The organism is Streptomyces sp. NPDC002640 (genome assembly GCF_053592575.1).
On sequence record NZ_JBSFVZ010000005.1, the window covers coordinates 142,398 to 161,550 of the forward strand.

The 19,153-nt window shown below is 69.6% G+C and carries 18 protein-coding genes; 11 read left to right on the forward strand and 7 right to left on the reverse strand.

Annotated features, from left to right (window positions below; genetic code table 11):
* Positions 1-126: 126 nt before the first annotated feature.
* The 9 genes from ACWD3O_RS09020 to ACWD3O_RS09060 all read left to right on the forward strand — a co-directional run bounded on the left by ACWD3O_RS09020 (position 127) and on the right by ACWD3O_RS09060 (position 10,566).
* A complete protein-coding gene (locus tag ACWD3O_RS09020) occupies positions 127-1,395 on the forward strand; it encodes a hypothetical protein (protein ID WP_451415358.1) in 1,269 nt (422 codons plus the stop codon).
* Positions 1,396-1,426: 31 nt separating this feature from the next.
* Positions 1,427-2,347, forward strand: a complete 921-nt coding sequence (locus tag ACWD3O_RS09025; protein WP_451415359.1) for a DciA family protein — start codon at positions 1,427-1,429, stop codon at positions 2,345-2,347.
* Positions 2,348-2,475: 128 nt separating this feature from the next.
* On the forward strand, positions 2,476-3,429 hold the full coding sequence (locus tag ACWD3O_RS09030; protein WP_451415360.1) for a hypothetical protein: 954 nt from the start codon (positions 2,476-2,478) through the stop codon (positions 3,427-3,429).
* A 74-nt stretch (positions 3,430-3,503) separates the two neighbouring features.
* A complete protein-coding gene (locus ACWD3O_RS09035; RefSeq protein ID WP_451415361.1) occupies positions 3,504-3,896 on the forward strand; it encodes a hypothetical protein in 393 nt (130 codons plus the stop codon).
* A 318-nt stretch (positions 3,897-4,214) separates the two neighbouring features.
* Entirely contained in the window at positions 4,215-6,830 is a 2,616-nt protein-coding gene (locus ACWD3O_RS09040) for an FtsK/SpoIIIE domain-containing protein (protein ID WP_451415362.1), read from the forward strand.
* 44 nt (positions 6,831-6,874) lie between these two features.
* The gene (locus ACWD3O_RS09045) at positions 6,875-8,107 is read left to right on the forward strand and encodes an ATP-grasp domain-containing protein (RefSeq protein WP_451415363.1); all 1,233 of its coding nucleotides are present in this window, start codon (positions 6,875-6,877) and stop codon (positions 8,105-8,107) included.
* Positions 8,108-8,739: 632 nt separating this feature from the next.
* A complete protein-coding gene (locus tag ACWD3O_RS09050) occupies positions 8,740-9,372 on the forward strand; it encodes a hypothetical protein (protein WP_451415364.1) in 633 nt (210 codons plus the stop codon).
* Positions 9,373-9,437: 65 nt separating this feature from the next.
* Positions 9,438-9,902: a hypothetical protein gene (locus tag ACWD3O_RS09055; protein ID WP_332757179.1), complete on the forward strand. Its 465-nt coding sequence runs from the start codon at positions 9,438-9,440 to the stop codon at positions 9,900-9,902.
* Positions 9,903-10,056: 154 nt separating this feature from the next.
* The gene (locus tag ACWD3O_RS09060) at positions 10,057-10,566 is read left to right on the forward strand and encodes a hypothetical protein (protein ID WP_451415365.1); all 510 of its coding nucleotides are present in this window, start codon (positions 10,057-10,059) and stop codon (positions 10,564-10,566) included.
* Positions 10,567-10,683: 117 nt separating this feature from the next.
* Here ACWD3O_RS09060 and ACWD3O_RS09065 read toward each other — a convergent pair whose 3' ends face one another.
* From ACWD3O_RS09065 to ACWD3O_RS09075, 3 genes are all read right to left on the reverse strand, one after another.
* Positions 10,684-11,589, reverse strand: coding sequence for a hypothetical protein (locus tag ACWD3O_RS09065; protein ID WP_451415366.1), 906 nt, complete (start codon positions 11,587-11,589; stop codon positions 10,684-10,686).
* A gap of 210 nt (positions 11,590-11,799) precedes the next feature.
* Entirely contained in the window at positions 11,800-12,987 is a 1,188-nt protein-coding gene (gene mihF, locus ACWD3O_RS09070; protein WP_451415367.1) for an integration host factor, actinobacterial type, read from the reverse strand.
* A gap of 104 nt (positions 12,988-13,091) precedes the next feature.
* A complete protein-coding gene (locus tag ACWD3O_RS09075; protein WP_451415368.1) occupies positions 13,092-13,880 on the reverse strand; it encodes a hypothetical protein in 789 nt (262 codons plus the stop codon).
* Positions 13,881-14,647: 767 nt separating this feature from the next.
* Between ACWD3O_RS09075 and ACWD3O_RS09080 the strand changes: the two genes are divergently transcribed.
* Positions 14,648-14,839, forward strand: a complete 192-nt coding sequence (locus ACWD3O_RS09080) for a hypothetical protein (protein WP_451415369.1) — start codon at positions 14,648-14,650, stop codon at positions 14,837-14,839.
* Between the two features lie 436 nt (positions 14,840-15,275).
* Here the strand turns inward: ACWD3O_RS09080 and mihF (ACWD3O_RS09085) are convergent, their stop codons facing one another.
* The 4 genes from mihF (ACWD3O_RS09085) to ACWD3O_RS09100 all read right to left on the reverse strand — a co-directional run bounded on the left by mihF (ACWD3O_RS09085) (position 15,276) and on the right by ACWD3O_RS09100 (position 18,188).
* Positions 15,276-15,596 (reverse strand): integration host factor, actinobacterial type, encoded by a 321-nt coding sequence (gene mihF / locus ACWD3O_RS09085; protein WP_451415370.1) that lies wholly within the window; start codon positions 15,594-15,596, stop codon positions 15,276-15,278.
* Positions 15,593-15,889, reverse strand: coding sequence for a hypothetical protein (locus ACWD3O_RS09090; protein WP_376620733.1), 297 nt, complete (start codon positions 15,887-15,889; stop codon positions 15,593-15,595). The genes mihF (ACWD3O_RS09085) and ACWD3O_RS09090 overlap by 4 nt, the downstream gene beginning before the upstream one ends.
* Before the next feature lie 219 nt (positions 15,890-16,108).
* Positions 16,109-16,903 (reverse strand): ATP-dependent DNA ligase, encoded by a 795-nt coding sequence (locus ACWD3O_RS09095; protein WP_451415371.1) that lies wholly within the window; start codon positions 16,901-16,903, stop codon positions 16,109-16,111.
* A gap of 145 nt (positions 16,904-17,048) precedes the next feature.
* Positions 17,049-18,188 carry a VVA0879 family protein gene (locus ACWD3O_RS09100; protein WP_451415372.1) on the reverse strand — a complete coding sequence of 380 codons (1,140 nt, stop codon included), beginning with the start codon at positions 18,186-18,188 and terminating at the stop codon, positions 17,049-17,051.
* 518 nt (positions 18,189-18,706) lie between these two features.
* Between ACWD3O_RS09100 and ACWD3O_RS09105 the strand changes: the two genes are divergently transcribed.
* Complete coding sequence (locus ACWD3O_RS09105) at positions 18,707-19,129, forward strand: hypothetical protein (protein ID WP_451415373.1); 423 nt, start codon at positions 18,707-18,709, stop codon at positions 19,127-19,129.
* Positions 19,130-19,153 lie beyond the last annotated feature (24 nt).

Sequence of the window (19,153 nt, forward strand, 5' to 3'; positions counted from 1 at the left end):
GCTACCTCGCTTCCGGTCTCCAGCCGGCAAGCGCCCGCCCCTGAGGCGGATCCCCTTCTTCCTCCGCACCTGAGCGGCAGCCACGCCTGACTTTGTGCTGCCCGAAAACACTGAGAGCCCCTCTTCATGCGCCGCCCGTCCCACCAGCCGCACGCCGAGCCGCATCGGCTGGAGCCTGTCCCATCTGCCGAGCAGGACGTCATCACCACCCGGTCCCGGCGCTGCCAACCTCGCGCCTGGCTCCGGGCCGTCGCCTGGCTCATCGACAGCGGCGCGCATCCCAAGGCACTGGCCACCACGACGGTCGACATCGCCCTCGACCTCGCTGCCCGTATGGACTTCCAGCGGGGCATCGTCCTGTACGACCTCGAAGGCACCGCCCGGCGCGTCGGCATATCGCGCGCCACCGTGAAGCGGCACATCAAGGTCCTGCGCGAGCTCGGCGCGCTCGTCTGGCTGGAACACGGCAGCCGCCGCAACCTCCGTCTCCCGGGCCGCCCGTACACCGCCACGGCCACGGTCTACGGCGCCACCATCCCGCCGGCTTACGACGCTGCCCACGGCCACCGCCTGTCCGGCCACGGATACACCGCTAGGCATACCGGCTTCACCCCTGAAGGCCGGGCCCAGGCCATCGCCGCCGCGCAGGAAACAGCAGATCAGAACCGGCGTGAGCCCCCTTCCCGTAGCACCACCACCCACTCCCCTAAAGCTGACGTGAGAGGTAGATCAACAACTACGCGCCAGGCGCGAGCGAACAAGATCACTCAGCCCAAGAAGAAGTCCGTCCTCGGCCACCCCGTCACCGCCACCGCTTACCAGGTAGCCGACCGGTTCGCCCGAGCACTCCGCCCGCTCCACAACTGGCTTCAGCGCACCCGCATCGAGCAGCTGTCCTGGGTCCTGGTCGACAAGGCCGCCGCCGGCGCATCCCTCCAGCAGGTCCACGCCTGGCTCCACGAGATCAACCCCAGCCACTACTTCGGACCGCGCTGGCGCCCCCATCGCGCGCACGCCTACGTCGCCGCACAGCTCCAGCGAGACGCCGCCCAGGAACGGGAGACGGCGCAGCGGCTGGCCGACGAAGCCCAGGCCACCCCGCCCACCGCCGAGTTCACCAACGCCGTCCAGGCCCTGAGGAACGACAGCGCCGGCAACGCCGAGGAGATCGAGGAATTCGCGGCGGCCACCACCATCGACGAGCTCGATGCCAGCCTCGTGCAGCAGATGAGGGCCGACGCCTGGGGGCGCTTCAAGCACTACGGCGACACCGACCTGGTCCTCACCGCCGTCGACGGACTCGGTGTGGCCGAGGCATCCCGCCTCTACACCGCACAGCTGGTCGACGCCTGCATCCGCTTCCACAACAACCCGCGCCTGCAGAACGCCTGCTGACCCGCACTCGAGCACGAGGAGGACGAACGACATGACGGCACACCCCGCCATGCACCTGGAACCGGACCTCACCGGTGCACCGAATGCGGACGCCGCTGCTCTCCCCACCACCCCTTCCACCGAAGCAGCCACAGAGTCGGCCGCAGGCGCTGACCTGGCGCGAATCGCTCTGCGACGGGCCAGGGCCGATGCCAAGAACAACCCCGTCAAGACCAAACGCAAGCGGGCTGCTGCTCCCCGGCGGGCCAACGGCGCTGACGGCCGGGACCCCAACCCCCTGGGCAGCATCATCAGCCAGCTTGTGGTGGACAACGAATGGGAGGGAGAAGCTGCGGGAGCGGACCTGAAGAAGGAGTGGCCCTCCCTCCTCGGTGAAACACGTGCCACCCACTGGAAAGCCGAAGAGTTCGACGAAGAGACCGGCACCCTGCGAGTCCTGTGTGAATCCGCCTCATGGGCGGCCAACCTCCGGCTCCTGTCAGCCCAAGTGATCGCCGAGGTCAACGAGAAGTTCGAGCGACTCCAGGCCCAGACGCACCAGGGCAAGCGCCGGTCCAGCCCGCTGCGCCGACTCGACGTGCAGCTACGCAGCGGCCGCCCCACCGCGTCATCCCACGACGCTGCGCCAGCGGTCCCCGAGGCACCTGCTGCCCCGGTACTCCGCAAGGAACGTGCCGCACCGCCCACCGCCGAGTACCAGCAGGAACGTGCCCGGCAGGCGGAAGCCCGGGCCGCACGGAAAGCAGCTGGAGAGCCCACCTGCCCGCAGCCGTCAGGAACACCCGCGCCTCCTGCGCGCCCGCACCCGGGCGACGCCCCCAGCGCCGAGTACCGCGAACAGCGTGAACGGATCCGGCGGGCACGCAGAGCCACCCGCGAGCAGGTCCTTGCCATAGCGAGGGAGGAACTCACCCCTTCTACCTCCGAGGCCTTCTACGCCTACGCCAGCTGACATCTGACCCAGAGAAAGGAAGCCGTCCCATGCCTGTACCAAGCCCCCCTCCGAGCGCGCCGGGAAAGAGCACCGCGGCGACGTCTCGCCCTGTACGTGAGGTCGGCGACACGGACACTGCCGCCTTCATGGACCATCTGTTCGATCTGTCCCGCTCAGCTCCCGTGGCGGTGCTGTCTCCTGATCCCCGCCGCGAGGACGGCGTCCCGCTGATCGATCCGATCCGCCTGTACGACCGGGTCAACCCTGAGGCGGAAGTCGCGGTTCTCACCTCGCACACAGCCGCCCGCAACTTGCGGGAGCTGATGCCTGATCTGGCCGTGTGGGGCGGAGCCGTCCGCATCGTCCGTCCCGGCGCAGCTCCGGACGACCCCAAGCACCGGCATCCTCTCGTGAAGATCACCCCCGGCCGCATTGACGAGGCCCTCCGGGAGATCCAGCACCAGCTGCTCGGGCGCACCCTCGTCTACAGCACCACGACGCCCCAGTCCGGCAACAGCCGCCCGCCCGCGCCCGGCAACCGCAGCAGCCATGCGCCGGATGACATCGAGCACCTTCGCACCCTGCTGGCGGCCGAGAAGCGCACCACTTCATCGCTGCGTCAGGACGTACGGCGGCTCAGCAAGGCGCTGCGAGCAGCCGAAGAGCGAGCCGAGATCGACACCCCCACCATCTACGCCGACCCCGAACAGCAGTTCCGCTACGAGCTCGACCAGTGCTGGCTGCGCATGATCGCCGAGCCGGACCGCCCCAGCCAGCCGCTCGCCCCCTTCACCCTCGGCCCGGACTGGCTCACCTCGCTGCACGCCATCGAACTCGTGGACCGACGCAAGATCGTCGAGGTGACCGTCGAAGTCCTCACCGGCCTCGCCGCCGCCATCCCCGGCCGACAGGTCCACCGCATGCGGGCCCGCGACGAGCGCGGCGGAGTCCCGCTTGTACGCGCCGACCAGGCCGTCGCGATGCGCTGCCACCTCAAGAACCAGACCTCGGCCGCGCCCCGCCTGATGTGGTGGAGACTGCCCGATCAGAGCATCGAGCTGGCCAGGGTCGCCCTCCATGACGACACCCATCTGCGATGACACACGCACCGACAGCACGCCGACTCCGGGCGACAGTGATCCATACACGCCGCCGACATGCGAGGACCCCAACCATGGCCAGCACCAGCCTCTGGAACATCCAGAAGTTCGACCAGACACTGGGCACCTACACCAACCTCGACGCGGCCAAGGCCCACGGCGACCACGTCATCCGCGACCACTACCGTCCCCACATGGACCGCCACCGGGTGCCGGCCAGCCACCGAGCCGTCGACTGGCGTGTTCCCTGCTGCGGCCACCTGCACGGCCCCGGTCAGTTCAACCACACCGCCCACCTGGTCACGCACGCGGTCGGATGCCGGCCGCCGGAGTTCCGTGCGCTGGTCCTGCGCCCCTTCTGGTCCGCTACCGGCACGGCGGCGGGCACCGGCCACGTGAGCACCGCCTGGGGGATCTGGCAGGGCTTTGCCTACGACCGGTTCGACCCCGGCGCGACGCTCGCATAGCCCAGCCAAGTCCGTAGGTGACGGTGCCCGATCTGCGTATACGCAGGCCACCGTCACACCAGGCCGGAAGCGCGGCTCTTGCTCACCTCCCTGCTCACCGGCTGCGGACCGGCGGATCAGAGCTGTCCGCTTTCCCGAGCACGATCCGGGTAACACCGCTGTCGACTCGGGAGGACCACCCTCATGCCCGCGGCCAGAAAACGCCGCCGTCCCGCCGCCCGCCGGCCCGCCGCAGGGCCCGGATGGCCGGTTGGCGCGCACACCCGAACGTGGCTGGCGTTCACCCTGGGCCGCGACCGCAGTCGCGCCTTCGGGAAAGTGCCGCACGTCCTCCTCAACTGGCTGGTCATCCTGCTGCTGGCCGGAGCCTGGTACCTGCAGTGGCGCCAGTGGCAAGTCCTCTCCTCAGCCACCGTCACCGCCCTGCTGTACACCATCGGGCGGGCCGCACGGGTCATCCCCCGCCAGAGGCGAGCTCTGTCCGAGCTGTACGGCCGTGTGATGAAGCCCTGCGGACTGCCGGCTCCCACCGTTACCCGGCCGGTCAACGAAGGCCAGTACATCCGCGTCACCCGCTGGCGGCGCTCCACCGTGATCGCTGCCGCGCGCATCATGATCGCCCCCTCGGCGCCGGCCGCTCAGGCCCGCACCCGGTGGCAGGCGGAGAAAGCCGTTGAAGCCGCGCCCATCCCGCCGGGCACCGGCTGGGTCTTCGACTGGGCCAACCCCGGCTCCCTGGCGTGCGATCTCGTCAACGAGGGCGACCCCCGACTGCTGCGTATGCAGGACGAGCGGTGGATCAACACGGTCGTCGGCCAGCTCTTCCCGGCGCCCCGCGGTGTCGACGTCGACGTGTCCGTCGCGGTCGGCGCGTGGGAGGACCGCGACGGTCGAGAAGTCCCCATCGAGCTGACTGTCACCTTGGGCGCCTACGACGTCTCCCAGCGCGCCTTCCGGGAGAACGTCGAACGCGTCATCGACGCCCAGATCGACCGCGGCCACGTGTGGATCTACACCTGGCAGCCCGGGGAGCTCACGATCCATGGAGTGCCCGCCGGCTCACCGGAGGCGATCCGTAAGCAGGGCACCCGCTACATCTCCGACCTCATCACTGCCCAGATCCCGGCCCGGCAGGCCGGCCAGCTCACCGTCGACATCACCAAGTGGGAGGACGACCCCAACAGCTCCAGGGCCAACACGCCCCTTGAGATCACCATCGGCCTGGGCACCCTGGACGTCGCCGCGCCAGAACTACGCACCCGTATCGAGCGCACCCTGGACACCGCCCTGTCCAAAACCCTTCCGGACCGGACCTGGCTGCCGGACTGGACCTTCGCCAACACCAACCGGCTCGTCCTGAAGGCTGTTTCCAACGCCGATCCCCGCGCCATACGGAAGCGGGAAACGGCCCGGCTGCAGGCCGTCGTCGAGTCCAAGTTCCCCACCAAGCGCGGCCAGGACCCCGTCGAGGTGGACATCCACACCTGGAGCAGCCACCGAGGAAGCAACGGTTCCCCGGTCGAGCGGCCCGAGTCCTTCACCGTGACCTTCGGCGCCTACGACGTCACCAAGCCAGAGACCAGGGACGCCTTCGAACAGCACGCTGACTCCCTCACCGACACCAACGACTGGCACTACGCCTGGAGCGAGGCGGAAGGACGGGTCACCGTCAGCGCCGTCCCCCGACTGCCCACCCAGCTCGCCTTCCCCGAACCCGGCAGCCCCGAGTTCAAGGAATTCCTCGCCCTCGCCCGCCGCGGCACCATCCGCTTCGGCCCCGTCAAGGGAGGCGGCTGGCTCGACTGGGACCTGCAGCAGACCCCCCACGCCCTCATCGGCGGGAAGACCGGCGCCGGCAAGTCCGTCGCCCTGTCCTTGATCCTCTTCCCCGCCCTGTACGACCCGACCATCTACCAGCTCATCGTCTGCGACCCCAAGCGCACCGACTTCACCTGGACCCCCGAGTTCCCCGCCGTCATCAGATTCGCCGCGACGGACGAAGAGATCTACGAGGCCATCCAGGCGTTCGCCGGCGAAATGGACAAGCGCCAGTCCCTCCTGAACAAGTACGGGCGCCGCAACCTGCAACTCCTTCGCGATGCCGTCGCCCGAGGCGAAGTGGTCCTGCGTGACGACGACACCATCCCGGGCCGACTGATCCTCTTCTTCGACGAGATCGCCGACTACCTCGCCAAGTCCGCGAACAAGGAGATCGAGGAACTCAAGAACGACGCCAAGGCGATGCTCGAGAAGGTCGCCCGTCTCGGCCGCGCACTGGAGACGAACATTGCCTGCGCCGCCCAGAAGCCGGCCGGCGACATCCTCGGCATGCAGTTGCGCTCCCAGCTCGGCCGGCGCCTCGGCGTCGGACCACTCGACCAGTACGAATCGCAGCAGATCCTCAACTCCGACCACGGCACCCGCTTCCCGGCCGAAGGCACCCCCAAGGGCCGCTCCTGGGGCTACGACCCCAAGTACGGCTACCAGCAGGCCCAGATCATGTTCCTGCCCGACGACACCACGCCCCTGCCCTGGGACCCCACCGTCACCATTCACGGGGCCAAGGACCTGGCCCGCGCACACCTCGCCGAACTCGGCTACGAGCAGGTACTCGTGCCCAACAAGGACGGCGGCCAGGACCCCCGCTGGGTCCGCCGCGACCTCGTCGACGAGCCCCCGCCGACCCCCGACTCGACGCCGGAGCCCTCACCAGCTCCAGCGGATGAACCCCAGCGGCCGCCCCTGTCGAAGACACCGGCCCCGAAGGCGCCCCCGGCTGCTCCGGCTGCCCCTCCGGCCGCCCAACCGCCGGAGCAGCCGCGCCAGCTCGAGACTCCGGCCCCGAAGCCGCCACCTGCCCCACCCGCGCCCCAGCAGCCAGCCCCCGACCAGCCCCCGGCCAGCAACTGGATGTCCGACTTCGACTTCAGCTGACCTCGCGCAGCACACCTCACCCCACGCCAGAACCTAGGAAGAACATGAAGATCTGCATCGTCGACGGCTACTCCACCGGCGCCAGCCTGACCCGCCGCCTGCGCGACCTCGGCGTGAACTGCATCCACGTCCAGAGCGAGCCCCGCACTAACGGCTTCCTGCAGCGCACCTTCCGACCCGACGACTACTCCCTGGACTTCGGCTACACCGACGACATCCCCGCGCTCGCAGGGCAGCTCGCCACCCTCGGCATCTCCCGGGTCATCGCCGGCTCCGAATCCGGTGTGACGCTGGCCGAGACCCTCGCCCAGCAGCTCGGCCTCCCCACCAACACCCCCGTCGGCCGTCTGGCACGGCGGGACAAGGCGCTGATGTACCAGACCACCGAGCGCGCCGGGCTCGACGTACCGCAAGGAACTACGGCAGTCAGCCCGGCGGCCGCGGCCGCATGGTTCACCGCCTCCGGCCTCACTGAGGCGGTCGTCAAGCCCCTGGCCAGCGCGGCGACCGACGGTGTGCGCTTCTGCCGGACCCCTGAAGAGATTGCCCACGCCACCGAGGCGATCCTGGCCAAGCCGAACATCTTCGGGCAGCGCAACGCCGCCGTCATCGTCCAGGAGCGGCTGTCCGGCGACGAGTACTACATCAACTCGGTCAGCTCGGGTGGCGTCCACCGGATCGCGGAGATCTGGCGCTACACGAAGCGGGCCTCCGACGGACCCATGCCCGTGTACGACTACGAAGAGCCCGTCGCCCCGCACACCGCCGAGGCGAAGCTGCTCAAGGCCTACACCTGCCGTGTCCTCGACGCACTCGGCATCCAGGAATCGGCCGCCCACACCGAGGTGATGCTGACCGCCCGCGGCCCCGTCCTGATCGAAACCGGCGCCCGACTCGGCGGCGCCACCTCCCCCGACATCATCGACAAGTACCTGGGGACCTCACAGACCGCTCTGCTCGCCGCGGCCCTCGTCGACCCCCGCACCCTCCTCGACTTCGACGACCAGCTCACCTCCTGGCCAGGACGGATCCGGAATGTCGAGTTCATCAACCCCACCCCCGGACGTGCCAGCGCCGAGGCCGCCGGCACGGTAGCCACGCTCCCCAGCGCGATAGCGGTCTGCTCCTCGATCACCCCCGGCGAACCACTGGAGCGCACAAGCGACCTGACCAGCTCCCCCGGCTACGTCTACCTCGCCGCCGAAGACCAGCGCACCATCGAGCGTGACTATGCGCTGCTGCGGCAATGGGAACGGGACGGTCTCCACGTCCAGTAGCCGCTCCTGCTCTCCCGAGCTGACGGCTGATCCGAGCCGCCGCTTGACTGCCCGCAACACCACATTTCGGTGACACGAGAGCCCCGCCGCATCTCTCTGCGCCCTGTACCGTCCACAGCCGCTCGGCGTCGGCCCCAGCAACTAGATGTCCGAGCTGGGGACGAGGCAGGGCCCGAAAGGCGCAGGCGAGGGCCGACGGGACTCCTCCGAGGTGGAAAGCGTTCGCGCAACCCCACCGGGCCGGATAGCTTCTGCGGATGATGGCTCCGTGAAAGAGAGCAGGCTCCTGTAGCTCAGAAGGCAGAGCGGCCGTAAAACGGAACGGCGACATGGTGAGACGGTTGCGGATGCACCGGGACCGGGCCCTGGCAGTCAAAAGCTCCAGGGGTGGGGAACCTAAGCGAGGGACCTGAAGACTCGGGCCCCGAACCCCCGGCAGGGAAGCGCGTTTTCCAAGCTCACCTACTTGGCGCGGGTTCGAGTCCCGCCAGGAGCACAAAGCAGCAACCAAGGGTCATCCTCAAGATCAGGATGGCTCCTGACGAGCGGCCCGGCGCGGGTGCAGCGCTGCGTCCCGTATCTCTCCCGGGGGGCCGCAGCGCGCCCAGGCTCGGCGCGGCATGATGATGCACGTGAACGGATCCGTACCCCATCAGCTCATCGTTGCTGCAGCGCAGGCCGCCGGCCCCTGTCGACCCGGGCTGGAGGCAGCCTGGCACGGCCGGGTGCGCGAGCTCGCGCTGAACCTCTACCTGGACGGCACCCAGCTGGCCGCCGACATCGCGCGCGTGGAAGGCGCCAAGGACCGTGTCCGCGGCGTTCTCACCCGTGTCGAGATCGAGGAGAGCAGCAACCGCGCCTTCATCTACATCAAGGCTCTGGGCCGGGGTGAGGAACGGTTCCGTACCGATCGGCTCGAGAACGACTCGGGCAAGGCGCTGTACGCCACGGCCCAGCGCCTGGTCGGCCGGCTCGTCCGCGTCTACAAGGAGATGGAGACGACGAAGGCCCAGGCTGGAGAGCGGCCCAGCAAGGTGCGAATGGCCGTCCACCTGGTCGACCTCGGACCCGCTGACGGAGCCGTCGCCGAGAAGGACGCCAAGGACATGATGGTCGAGGCCGTGGGCGGGGACACTGAACGCGCTGTCGCCGCGTGGCGAGCCGCTGGTCTCCCGGACTCCGGGCCGATCGCCCAAGAGAAGCTCGAAGCGGCGCTGGCCGCCATCACGGCCGGAGACCCAGAGAACGACGGCGCCCAGGAGTAGCCCACCGGGATGCCAGCGCCTGCACCTGGCCGAGGGGTGTCCGGTCACGGCGGCAGGATCGACCCATGATTGACCTGGGAATCCGCATCGAATTCTTCGACGCCGCCACCGTGGACGTGGACCAGCGTCGCCTCCTCGGGGCGCTCTGCCGCCCGGACGGGTACCTCGCTCTCGCCGTCCCGGCCATCGGCAGCCGCCTCAGCGTCAGCTCGCTACGACTGACGTCCCGCGACGACTTCCGCCCCTTCGTCCTCGGTTCCACGCTGCGCGTCTGTGATGTCGTCCATCAGCCGGCGCCACGACGGCAGGGGCGCGTGCCGGACTGGTGGGGGGACTCACCCCACGAGCCGACCGCCACCGTTGTGCTGAGGGCGGCCCTGCGAGGCTCCTCTCTCATGCTGCTGCCGCAGATCCGGCAGTTCGCCGCCGATGGATGGTCCCTGCAGGACCCCACCGAGGGAAGCGAGCTGGAGCGAGCGTGGCACAAGGCCCAGCAGCAGGTCGCCGAGCAGTGGCCGCTCACCGCCTGAGCGGGCTCTTCGTCCGGTGTCCGGCCGTAGTGGCCGGGAGCGCGTGCAGGGCGTTGTGCCGCAGTGCGAGGATCACCTTGGCGGAGGGCCTCACCCCCGATGCGGGTTTCGCCTAGGCTCGGCGCGTCGGTCCTTCCGGAGGAAGCTCTCGCTCATGATCACACCCATCGTCGACCCGCCCTCCGAGGAGGCGGTCGCCACCTATCTCCACGACGTAGCGAGGCTTGCTGAGGGCAACTACAACACAGACGGATGGGCGTTCCCCACGCTCTACCACTTCCTGCTCAGCCACGGTCGCCGCTTCACCGTCTTCCCTCCTCCGCCCGACCTGACGGGCATGGAGCCACGGCTGTGCTACAGCAATGCCGCCCGGTACGCCCGCGACCACCGCTCCAAAGGTCTGGTCTACGCCGAGGGGTTCGCCCTCCCCGGTGGCGTGGACTTCCCTCTCGCGCACGCCTGGTGCGTCCGGGCTGATGGGACGGTATTGGACCCCACCTGGGCCGATACTCCCGGCCGTGCCTACATCGGAGTGGCGTTCCGTGATCCGCAGCGGTGGCCGTATGACGGCGGCGGCATCCTCCAGGACCCGGACAGAAGCTATTCGCTCCTCAAGGACGGCCTGCCGGAGGATTCCCTGCTGCCCGCCGGGCGTCCCCTCTGACTGGCCCGGCATCCGCTTGAGCTGGTGGCGGCCTCGGACTTCGGCGGCCGCCACCAGCTCCTCTGCCCAAGAACACGTACGGGCGGCGTCGGCCCAGATGACCCAGGGCCAGTCCCCTCACATGCCGTCTACGGCCGTGTCCCCCAGCGCTCGCCGTGTCGGACACGGAGACGCAACCCCGCAAACCGGGCAACTGCCACCCGAGATGAGCGGGTGGAGAGCGCGGACGTCATCCACCGCGGCCGCGAGCCGGTTGCGCTGATCAGCAAGCGGTACAACCACCCGCCCAAGAACCGACTCGACGATCCACTGGTTGCGGTGCTTTTCGTGCTCGTCGGCAGGCGGCCTCACCCCGTCGTACAGGGCCGCTGTGAGCTCCCGGCGCATCTGCATCGCCTCGACCGGACCGAGTGTGGGTTGCAGGACCTCCTTCAGCAGCCGGTGTGCCGTCACCGTGCATCGGCCGGAGGAGGCATCTGGGAATGCTTCTCTCAGCAGTGCCCACAAGGACCGGGAGGTCATCTGCGGCGATCGACCGGTGGCCGGAGCGCCGGGATCGACGCCCCACGGCACAGCCACCTCTCCCGGCCCGGGCGTCGCAGAAGACTGCCTGGGCCTGGGGGCCCGTCCGCGGCCCGGATACGCGTCGGCAAGATCACGCAGGCGGCGAGCTGTGGCGACTGCTTCCTCATCCAGGTGCCGCTGGTGGCGAAGCCCCAACGCCCCCAGGTCGGCCCACCGGTCCTCTGACCAAGCGCTGTTGGTCTCCGCCCGTACCCTCTGGAGCTGCTCGACCTCGGCCAGAGCCAGCGCTCGGCGCTCCGAAAGCTGGAGAGTCCAGCGCTGCTGCTCCGATGGATTGTCGGGCGCACCGAACAGGTCGAACTCCTCCTCCAGGTCCTCGATCCGGTCTGCGCACCAACGCCGCAGCGCACGGGCGATCGTGTCGCCGTGCGTCAGCAGCGCGGTCTCGTCAAGCAGGTCGTCGCCGGCGGCCGGTCCGGCACTCGGGTCCGTGGTCATGGGCAGTTCACTCCAGGCTGGGAATCAACAGACCCCAGTGTGGAGCGAACGGCGCAACAGCTGCGGATTCGACTGTCCGCGCGGTCCTCCCTGACAGCGAGAGCCCGTGGGTCCGGCGGTTTTCCCGCAGGGTTCACATCCCCCGGGTGTCTTCCCCATTCCTCGGGCCGGCTCGCACGCGGAACCGTCAGCCGCGGGCGACTGCGTGGCTCACGAAACGGTCGAGCATTCGTGGAGCAGCCGCTCACGTTGCTGGGCTCGGAGGGACTGCAGACGCCGCTGCTCGTCCAAGCCGACCTCCGCCAGAATGCGCCTCCGCGCAGCGGGCCCAACGCCGGGCAGCGACTCCACCAGCCGGCCCACCCGGGTACCGCCGACCACCCTGTCCTCCCGGGCCAGTACATCGGGCAGCGACAGGTCGCCGGTTTTCAGCCGCCCCAGCATCTCCGCACGCTCACGCCTGACCTCAGCAGCCTGTCGGAGCGCCAGCGCCCGGTCCTCGGCGGTGCGCTCCGGAGGAGGAGCCGCAGGCGCTGCACGGCGCCTCTTGGGGGTTTGGGAGACGACGTCGTCTGGATCAGGGCCGCTCAGCTGCCCGAGCCGTGTCGGCCGGGCGAGCAGTCTGCTGGTCAGGTCGTGCTGAGCCGCCCGAAGAGCGCGGATGGAGCACGGCAGGTATGGGTGCTTGGCCGGCTCACCGTAGCGGGGCCGGCCCGGCTTGATGGTGACCCACACCTGCGTGACGGTCCCACCCTCCAGCTGTTCGGTCAGCCGCTTCCAGGTCTCCAGCCACCGGTTCATCGTCCGCACAGCCAACTCGTCCAGGGGGAAGACGCGCTCTCCCAGGGTGACGGTGGGTGGGTCCGCCTTCAGGTCGAGGGCCGACACTTGGAGACCAGCGAGTTCGGACAGCGGGCGGCCGGTGACGAGCCTCAGGGCCGCAAGCGCGCTGGTGCGTTCCCACGTGCTGCGGTTCGTGCGCGGCGGTCGGTTGTCCGCAAGGAGCTCCACCACCCGGCGGCTCTCGTCGACCGGCAGGCCCTGGCTGTCGGGCCACCCCTCGGAAAGACGCTCCGGCTGGCCGAGGTGGCGAGCAAAGGCGTTGAAAGTGGCGCAGCGAGCTGCCTGCGACGCCGCGGCCGCGTCCGGTTTGCCGGCCACCCGACGCTGACGGGTGTAACCCGCGGCCGCGGCGTTCAGCCACGCGACCGCGTAGCCAACGTCCGCGAGGTCGCCTGCCTGGATCCGCTCCTCGGGGAGCTCGAGGAAGTCGCTGAGCACCCTCAGGTACTCGTTCAGGAAGAAGGCACGCTGGTCGTACGTCGCCTGCGGGCCGCGTGCCAGCTTCTTCAGCAGCGCGGTGATCTCGGTGCGGGCGGGGCGTTCGAGCCGGTCCATGACGTCACATCGTACGACCGGCGTGTCCGCCGCCTGGTGATGCACGCAGGGCAGCATCTAAGCAGCGGACTCACCGATGCGGCCACCGGCCGACAGATCACAGCTCAGGCCGAGACAGCCGTCTCCCAGTGGGCGGGGAGTTCAGGCTGCCTGCCGGTCAGCTCCTTGTACTCCTGGTCATGCCGCTCACGCTGATCCCGCTCCCGCCCGTTGCAGGCGTCCCACTCACGCCACATCGCCTCGGTACCCCCGGCATCCTCCCAGCGCCCGGAGTCCACCGCGGTCCGCCAGGCCTCCACCCGCTCGCGGACCTTCTGTACATCCCGCTCAAGATCGGCGTCCTCGGCTTCGTGCCGGCGCCACAGAGCAGCGAGCTCCGCCTGGTACGCCGCGTACGCACGGTCGAACGCCTCCTCGGCCTCCCACCGCGCCTCGGTCTCCCGTGCAGCCTCGAGACGCTCGCACGGAACGGTGCACCCGACGTGTACGGTCCAGCACTTCACCAGGCGGCAGCCGTGGCAACCTTCCGGCATGACGCTGTGCTCGATGATCCGGGCGCCCGGGAACCGGGCCCGCAGCAGCGCAGGAGTCAGCGGCCACCCTCCGAACAGAGAGATCTGCTGCCTGGAAGTCAGCTCCGCGCCGTCGGCATCGGGGTCGTTGACGTCACTCCACGTCAGGTCGACTCCCTCCGGAGTCCGCACCCGGTACGCCCAGGAGTCCCCCTGGTGCCCGGGAGTGGTGATGTCGTCCACGACGTGGTGAAGATCGACGACGTACCCCTCGTAGGGCGCATTGACCGCGCGCAGTTCACGGTAGGCGGCGGCGGGCCGCTGTCCGGTGGCAGCCACGCGGGCCTGGGTGTTCCGGCGCGCCTTACGGCTCTTGACCATGGTGAACCCCTCCGGCGGACCCCACGCCCCCGCCGCCCGTTCCACGATGGAAGACGTACCGGCTGGCTACACGACAATGCAGCGCTGCGTCCGAGACGGCTTGGCCGGTCCTGCGGCGGCGTGGGCGCCCATGCAGGCCGGAGTCAGGTTGCGCTACTCCCGGAGCCCGACTCTAGCGGTCGTCCCAGATGCCCCGAGCCTGCCGATGGTCGCCTCACTCTATTGAGGGACTCGGGGGTCTGAGCGCCTACCGCTCGTATTCCTCTTCGTCCCAGTCGACCCTGCGCTCAGCGTCGATCAGGTCGTTCATCTCGTCGTGGCTACGTTCCTGGCTCATACCTGGACCTCTGGTGTCGATCGGGCGGTAGTGAAGAAAGCGAGAGAGGCGACGCCAGCGGGGTGCCGGAAGCCGGCCTGCGGCTGTCCGGAAAGCTGGGCCTGCGCCTGGCGCGGAGGAGCCCGGCTGTCAGGCCGTGAGGAACGTCCACCGGACCGTCGAACACCGCGACAGCCTCGGCCAGGAAGACCGTGAAGTCCCGGCCCACCTGACGCAGCAGCATGTCGCCGGGCCGCACCGCAGGTTGCGAGCGGCAAGGAAGAGGGCGCGTAAGGCTCATGACGGAACACAGCAAACTCTCTCCCCTCGGATTGGCAGGCCCATGAGGACGCGGATTCCGTCGGCCACAATGGCAAGGCCTGCGGACACCGGCGCAGGCATCAGGTCCCCACTTGCCGAGGTGACAGTGAACGGTCTGCGGTTCCGAGGTATGCGCCTCACGCCGTACACCTCCGACGGACAAGCCGTTGAGCACGACGTCCGGACGTGGCCGTTGCTGGGAGTGGCCTGCCGGGACGAAGCCGGCACCCGGCTGTGGCTGGAGACCACCGAGTCCGTCGCCAGCGCGGTACAGCAGTTCACTCCGCCCCCGGCTGACGGCTGGCACGAGGTGGCTCTCTGAGCCGACACCTCCGACGGAGATCTGGGGCAAGCAGTGGTTCGCGAGGTGGAAGCCCTCCGACTTTGGGCTGTCGGCCTTGGATACGTCGCTCTGTACGGCGGTCCGGGCAAGGAGCCGGAGCTCACCCGGGTACCCACACCCCCTGCCGGAGTAGAGCTGGGCAGCGGCGACCGCCCGGGCGCATGGTCGGCAGCAGCTATGGGGCGGCAGATCGCGGATGAGTGCCGCTCCACGGAGGAGGCTCGCCAACGGCGGCGTGCGGCGGTGGAAGCCGCCCGGAACGAGCGCCGCACAGCACGACAAAGGGCTCGGGCCTAGCCAGGTTCCGATCGCTCGGTGCCTGAGTCCGACAGCCCGGAGGGACAGCCGGGACGCGAGGTCAGAGGACGACCAGGCCCCGGTGCCCAGCGGGACGGGCACCGGGCACCACGGCGGCTCACTTCTTCTGGGGCGGGAAGAGATCGAGGAGCTTGGCCTTCTGACGGGGTCCGAGCCCTCGGACTCGGCGGCGTTCGGATATACCGATGTGGTCCAGGAGCTGGCCGGCACGCATTTTGCCGATGCCCGGCAGCGCTTCGAGCAGGGGGCGTACGCGGATCTTGCCTGCGACCGTGTCCGTACGGTCGAGGACTTCGTGAAGGGGGATCTGGCCTGCCTTGAGGCTGATCAGCAGTTCACTGCGTTCCTTGCGGGCAGCGATGGCCTTCTGCAGTGCCTGGGCACGGGCGTCGGCGGTGAGGCGGGGCAGGGCGGTCACGAGAGGGTGCTCCTGGTCGTTGTAGGGGTGTGGCTGTCGGAGGCGGCCGCCGACTCGTGCCCAGGCGCGGCCGCCGGCCGGGCAGGCGTCAGCGGGCTGCCGAGCAGTGCTGCGGCGACGGCTTCGGCGTAGGGGCTGATGACACCTTCGTCGTCGCCCTGGGCAGCGTCCTCAAGCAGCTCGGTGAGGGGCTCGTACAAGGCCGGGTCGACGAGAGGGTTGCCCTGGCGCAGCGAGGCGATGGCCTGCTGCAGGAGGGCGTCGCCGCGCGCAGCGGGAGCCGCGTCGTTCATGATCGTCCTTCCTTGACGACCGGCGTCGACACGAGCGTGCGAGCGGTCGACCACATGCGATGTCCGTACGGCCGCCCCCGGCGCGAGCTCGCGCCGGGGGCGGTGTGTGGCTACGTGAGGCAGTCTGCCGTGCGAAGCGGACACCGCGGTGCTCACGCAGTTGATGGCCGGACCGGCCATCAACTGCGTGAGGTGACGCCGTGGCGTCTGCGGAAGTCCTCAGATGTCCGTGCGGAGCCGCACGAAGTGCAGGCTGCCGTGCCTGCCGACCGGCGGACGCACCTCGGCAAGAACCACCCCGACGACCAGGTGCTCCTCGGAGCCGTCGTCGCGCTGCCGGCGAGCGCCCACGTGGCCTGTGAGCTGCCGGGCGACTTCCGCAGCGCGCACAGAGTCCAACCGCGGTGAAGTCTCCGCTTCCCTGCCGTTGACCAGCACTCGCAACGCCCAAGGACGGTGCACCGGCCCGATCACCGCGATCACCTTCGCGTCGACCGGATCACCGTCGGTGCGCCACTTCACCCATGCCCGGGAGGCCCGCGTGCTGTAGGGCGAGTCAAGCCGGCGGGAGACCACACCCTCCACTCCAAGATGTGCCAGATCCCGCGCCTGCTGTACCGCCTCGGCCGCGCTGTCGAGCCCCGGCACCCATCGCACACCGCGTCCCGCCAGGGCTCGTTCAAGGAGCAGCAGCCGCTCCCGCAGCGGCCGGGAGCGAACGTCGAACGCAGGCCTGCCAGGCGAATCGGAGAAGGCCAGGATGTCGAACGCGGTGAAAACGACCCCGACTCCGTGGGAGGCCCGCCACGTCGGCGTGCGTGCGAGGGCACCGAAGTCCATCCGTCCGTCCGCGTAGGCCGCCACGATCTCACCGTCAAGGACACAGTCGGGCAAGTCCATGAGCACAGTGCGCAGTTCGGGCAGCTCCCTCGTGATGTCCCGGCCGGACCGGGAGTGGACCAGGACCTGGTTGCCGCGGCGGTGAACGGCTGCCCGCCACCCGTCCAGCTTCATGGCATGGGACCAACCGGGCCCCGCAGGCACGGACGACACCGCGGAAGGGCGCATGAGCGGGACGGGAACAGGCACAGGCTCGGTCATCGGGTTCACCGTGCCGTGCACAGCACGGTGAACCCGTAGCGGCGCGCGTCGGCGGCCGTCAGTTCACCAGCTCGGCGCCCTGACCTGCTACTCGGGCACGGCCGTCGACGGCAGCCTTCAGCTCGCGCGCCACACCGTGCCACGCGCTGGGCTCGACCACCGCGCGCTGACGGATGCGCTGCCCTGTCCACAACTCCCGGCCTTCGACGACCGCCGCGATCCGCTCGGCGGCCACGCTGGCCACCGGCGTGATCGGGCCTCCGGCGTAGAAGACCGGGCTGGGCCGCTGGGCCGGATCGATGGAGGTGAAGGACCATCCGTGTTCGGCATCCCAGGAGAACCACTGCAGACCACCCAGCTGGTTCCGCTCGCGCAGTGTCACGTCGCCGTCGGCCGACAGGTCGAACCCGTCCTCCACCCGGACCGCGGCCTGCTCCGTCACAGGGATGCCGCGGCCAGTCAACAGCTGTCCGACGAGTTCGATGTAGGCGCCGATGGCCGGCTCGAGGTCCGTCGCGACGTCGAGGAGCGCCTGACCGTCCGCCCAGGTGTGCACTTCCTCGACGTCCGTCCACTCACCCAGCAGCTCCTCGACCCGCCAGATGCAGTCCTGTCGGTGACGCCGGCCCACTGGCCGGTCGCATGACTCGCACACATCGGTCTGGTCTTCGTCCCCCTCCTGGTCCTCCTCCGCCTCTGCCTCGGCCTCCGCCTGGGCGTCGACACGAGCCTGCCAAGCCGCGGCCCGTTCCTCCTGGCGCGCCTTGTTCTTCGCCACGTCCTCGTCCGGGGCCGGAAAGGCGAACACCCGGAACTCCCTCCCGTCGACGACGACGGTGTAGCCGTACAGGGGGATGTGGCCCCAAGCGGCCCAGTCGCACGGGAATGTGTGGGCTCCGGCGCCGGGAAAATGCCGGCCAAGGCATTCGGTGAACGCCTGCGTCAGCTCCGTGCTCCCGGAGACCTCGGCGAACCGTGCCACGGACGTGACGTGCCCGCACCGAGGGCACAGGGCAGACCACTGGCTGATGTCGTCCGTGCCGAACCGGGCCCGCCCGGCGGCCAGCCATTCCTCGTGCGTGAGACGCGCCCGCAACGGTGGCAGCGCGACCACCTGGTCGCGGGCGGCGTTGAACCCGCCGCCCGCCCGCCGCTGGAGCTGGCGGGCCCTGCGCTGCACTGTCCGGTTCCGTGCCATGCTGCGTCCTTCGAGGCCGCCCACGCCCGGCCGTCAAAGTCCACGGTCGGTCTCACAAGAGATGGTGCGTGCCGGGTCCGGGACTCACCCCGTGGACACCGCGAGGCTCCTTCGCCTCGTCGCTGGGACCGCGTGGGGTGTCGCATCAGCGGGAGACCGGCAGGCACTCTGCCGTCCACCCGACGCTACCGGAACAACGAGGAGCGACTGCCGAGAAGTAGGCAAAGGTCCCTCGAAAGAGGAGCCGTGGTGTTGACGGCCAGTGCCCTCGGGGCGGTGCGGACCAAAGGACGGGCGGTCTTCTGCGTGCCGGCGGCAGACGTCACGCACCGCTGTCCGCCGCCGGCACGCCCTTGCCCACCCATCAACCAGTCAGGGCCGGCACCTCGGGGCCTTGGGACGCGGCCGTCTCCCGGCTGCCGGCGCTGGAGTTCGCGGACTGATGACCATCTGCTCGGCCTGCGCAAGCATCCAGCCGACACCCCCACAACCGCGATCCCGCCCACTCGGAGAAGTCGATGACGCACCGCCACCCCACCGATGGAACCTGCGCCGCCTGTGACGCCACTGGGCTGCCGTACGTAACGGCCAGCCAGCTCAAGCCTGGGCTGCTCATCCAGACGGTATTCCGGCCGTGGCTCGGCCAGGAGTACGAAGTCGGAGAAGTGGCGACGGTGGAGGTGGAGCCGCTCGATGTCATGCGCGACGGAAAGCCGGTCGACGCGGTCACCTGGACGTTCGCCTGGCACCTGACCTGCCGCGACGGGGAGGTGATAGCCCAGTTCGCCGACAGGACGAACACCTCGTACATGATCTGCGGCTACAGCGAGTATGCCCTGTTCGAGCCCGGCGCGGTGCAGCGGCCCGACCGCACGGTCCGGTACGGCGCCCAACGTCCACCCGCCCCTGTCTACCCGGGGCCGCCTCCCGCCTCCGCGTAAGGCCGCCCATCCCGCCCATCTACG